This window comes from Chrysanthemum yellows phytoplasma (assembly GCF_000803325.1).
GTDB classification, from domain to species: Bacteria; Bacillota_I; Bacilli_A; order Acholeplasmatales; family Acholeplasmataceae; genus Phytoplasma; species Phytoplasma asteris.
Genome location: NZ_JSWH01000123.1, coordinates 1 through 362 on the forward strand (window position 1 = coordinate 1; position 362 = coordinate 362).

The following is a 362-nucleotide window of genomic DNA, read 5'->3' on the forward strand; positions in this document are numbered from 1 at the left end:
GATTAGTTATTTTTTTGGTTCCTTATTAATTGGTTATGGTTAAAAAGGTAAATGATCTTGTGATTTATTGTCTAAAGGTTTATGATCTAAAAAGATGACATTTTGAAGAATCACTTTCGTCGTGGTTCTTGTTTGGCCTTGGTGATTTTGATATTTTTGGATTGATAAACTTCCTTCGATATATACTTTGGAACCTTTATGTAAATATTGACTCATGTTTTCCGCTAGTTTTCGAAAAGCGACACAAGGGATAAATTGGGCTTGTTCTTTGTGATTAACGGCTAATTGAAAATCAATTTTGGGGATTTGTTCGCGATGGCTATTAATGTATTGTTTTTCTAAATTATGGCTCAAACGGCCGA

At 32.3% G+C, this 362-nt stretch carries 1 protein-coding gene; it reads right to left on the reverse strand.

The window, feature by feature from the left end; translation table 11 throughout:
* Positions 1-39: 39 nt before the first annotated feature.
* On the reverse strand, positions 40-362 hold a 323-nt coding region (locus OL66_RS02505; RefSeq protein ID WP_084066027.1), incomplete at its 5' end, for a single-stranded DNA-binding protein.